Genomic DNA, 2817 nt, shown 5'->3' with positions numbered 1-2817 from the left:
CCGAACCGCAGGACAGGATCGGGTTCAGGCTGCACGAGGGCTGGTAGGCGGGGTCGACGAACAGTTTGAACCGTTCGACGGTGAGCGTGAACGAGGCGATCCAGCCGGCCAGTCCACCGATCAGGAGCACCCAGGCGGATCTGGGGGCGGCCGCGATCACTGCCCTGCGGCCTGCGCGATCACAGGCGCCAGCCCACCCGGAGCGAACAGCGCCTCACGGGTCTGGACCTGCTCGCCGTTCACGAAGACGGTCGGCGTGCCCTTGATGCCCTCGTCCAGCAGCTTCTTCGACTTGGCCTGCACGAACTTGTCGTAGGTACGGTCGTTGACGCACTGCGCGATGCTCGGATCGGTGTAGCCGACCGACTTGGCGATCTCGATCAGCTGCTCATCCGACAGTCCATTTCCGCCCTCGGGCGGCTGCTGCGCGAACATGGCCTGCAACCAGGCCTGGAACTTGTCGACGCCGGTATCGCTGACGCAGTAGGCGGCGTTCGCGCCGCGCGAGGAGAAGTCGGTGGTCGACATCTGGTCCAGGAAGGACGCGATGTTGTATTCGACCTTCACGGTGCCGTTGGCTACGCCGTCGGCCAGCACCTGACCGTTGGCTTCCTCGAACAGCTTGCAGATCGGGCATTGCAGGTCGGCGACGACGCGCACGGTCACCTTCGCGTCCGGGTTGCCGACGACGATGGCGCCGTTGGAGGCCGCCGGATCCGAGGCCTCCGCGGCCGGGCTCGCACCTGGGCTCGTCGGGGCGCCGGCGATCACGCTGGGGATCGGGCCGAGGTCCTCGGAGTCGGAGCCGCGCATGGCGATCCCGATGCCGATCGCGGCGACGAGGCCGACGAGCACCGCCGCGACACCCACCTGGATCGCGATCTTGCGGTTGCGGTCGGCGCGCTCGGCCGCCGCCAGCGGATTCTTCCGACCCGGGTTGTTGCTCACCGTGCGTTCACCACGCCTTTCGCTCGCTTTCGCGTTGCCTGCTGCCCTGATGGTAGAGCCGGACGCGGTGTTCCGGCGTCAGCGGGCACGCGCACATCATGGTCGGTGAACCTGAGAGTTTCCGAAATACGCGGCGTGTTCTCGCGTGGAACCGGCACAGACCTGGTCAGCGCGGGGCGAGACCGGCCATCAGCAGGTCGACGGCGGTCTCGGGCAGATCGTCGGGGATTGTCCCGTCGAGCTGGGTGATGTAGATGTGCACGAGCCCGCCGAGGGTCAGCATGGTGAGTCGCGGATCCACCGTCGCGGCGATCTCGCCCCGCTCGATGCCACGCCGCACGATCTCCTGCGAGGCCGCCAGCCGCACCGCCCAGAATTCGCGCCGGACCGAGTCGGCCTCGGCGTCGGCGTCGGTGACGCCCGTGGAGCGGATCAACGCGGCACCGGAGGGGCTGCGGGCGAAGCGCACCAGCATCGTCATGAATTCCAGCAGGTCGGTGCGCACCGAGCCGGTGTCCGGGATCGGGATCTGGATTTCCATGCGCGACAGCAGCGCGTCCAGCAGCAGTCTCGGCAGGGTTTTCCAGCGGCGATAGACCGAGGTCTCGTGCACGCCCGCCGCGGCGGCGATATCGGCGACGCGCACTTCGTCGATGCCGACGGCTTCGATGCGCGCGAGCGTCGCGTCGAGGACGGCGCGCCGCAGTCGAGCGCCGCGCAATTGCGGGGTGTGGTTCGCCTCGTCGGCCATGGCTCCGATTATCGCAAGTCCTCTTGCGTTATCTCTGCCGGGGGCTTAGCGTGGCAGTAACGCAAGTCGACTTGCGATAACCGTAGGAGGAGCGACATGAACGACAGCGACGTCGTGGTGTCCCGAGGTATCCCGTTCGCCACGGCCGCGCGATTCGGCGCGCCGGAGCGGATCGCCTACGAGGGGCCGCACCAGCACCGCTCGCCCGTCACCGCACCGCAGCTGCCGGGCAGGCTGGAACCGGTCATGGGTGCGCCGGTGCGGTTGCCGCAATCGGAGGACTGCCTGGAACTGACCGTCACCGCGCCCGCCGCCGCTGAACCGGGTGGCCGGCCGGTCATGGTGTGGATCCATGGCGGGGCCTACCTCGCCGGTGGTGGTGGCTGGAATCTGTACGACGCCACCGAGTTGGTTCGCGAGACCGGCATCGTCGTCGTGTCGATCAACTATCGGCTCGGGGTGCTCGGCTATCTGCGGATGCCCGGCGTCGCGCCGGGCAATCTCGGATTGCTCGATCAAATCGCCGCACTGGAGTGGGTGCGCGAGCACATCGCCGGCTTCGGTGGCGATCCAGATCAGGTGACGGTGGCGGGGCAGTCGGCGGGGGCGCATTCCATCGTCGCGATGCTCGGGATCGCCTCCACGCGCGGGTTGTTCCGGCGCGCGATCGTGCAGAGTTCACCGTTCGGGATCGGCTTCCAGAGCGCGGCGAAAGCGCAGCGGGCAGCGCAGGCCTTTCTCACCGCGCTCGGCGGCGATCCACAGCACGCACCGCTGACCCAGCTCCTGGCGGCCCAGGCCGCGGCGGCGAAGAAGCTCGCCGGGCCCGGCGGGCTCAATTCGGCGCCGCCGTTCCTGCCGGTCGCCGGGGTGGATCCGCTGCCGGACCGGTCGCGCTGGGAGCGCGAGGTCCGCGAGCGGGCGGCGGGACTGCAGCTCGTGATCGGTACGACGGCCGAGGAGATGCGGGCGTTCTACGACGGCCCGCATCCGGTGTTCTCCCGTATCCGCGCGGTGCCGTTGGCGGGCCGGCGAGTAGTGGCAGTCGTACAGAATCTGGTCGGGCGAAAAGCTTTCGACGAGGGCACCATCGCTTTCGCCGACCTGCTCGCCGCCCA

The 2817-nt window shown here is 68.8% G+C and carries 4 protein-coding genes; 1 reads left to right on the top strand and 3 read right to left on the bottom strand.

The features are described from left to right. From RJ05_RS32775 to RJ05_RS23485, 3 genes are all read right to left on the bottom strand, one after another. On the bottom strand, positions 1-160 hold a 160-nt coding region (locus RJ05_RS32775), incomplete at its 3' end, for a vitamin K epoxide reductase family protein (protein ID WP_036540662.1). Further along, the gene (locus RJ05_RS23490) at positions 157-948 is read right to left on the bottom strand and encodes a DsbA family protein (protein WP_036540660.1); all 792 of its coding nucleotides are present in this window, start codon (positions 946-948) and stop codon (positions 157-159) included. The genes RJ05_RS23490 and RJ05_RS32775, both read right to left, overlap by 4 nt. A 166-nt stretch (positions 949-1114) precedes the next feature. Further along, positions 1115-1699 carry a TetR/AcrR family transcriptional regulator gene (locus RJ05_RS23485; protein WP_036540659.1) on the bottom strand — a complete coding sequence of 195 codons (585 nt, stop codon included), beginning with the start codon at positions 1697-1699 and terminating at the stop codon, positions 1115-1117. A gap of 96 nt (positions 1700-1795) precedes the next feature. Here RJ05_RS23485 and RJ05_RS23480 point away from each other — a divergent pair. Then, a partial coding sequence (locus RJ05_RS23480) for a carboxylesterase family protein (protein WP_036540658.1) occupies positions 1796-2817 on the top strand: 1022 nt, incomplete at its 3' end.

The organism is Nocardia cyriacigeorgica NBRC 100375, from assembly GCF_000308555.1.
In the GTDB taxonomy this organism is placed as follows: domain Bacteria; phylum Actinomycetota; class Actinomycetes; order Mycobacteriales; family Mycobacteriaceae; genus Nocardia; species Nocardia cyriacigeorgica.
This window is presented reverse-complemented; position numbering and strand designations above follow the sequence as displayed.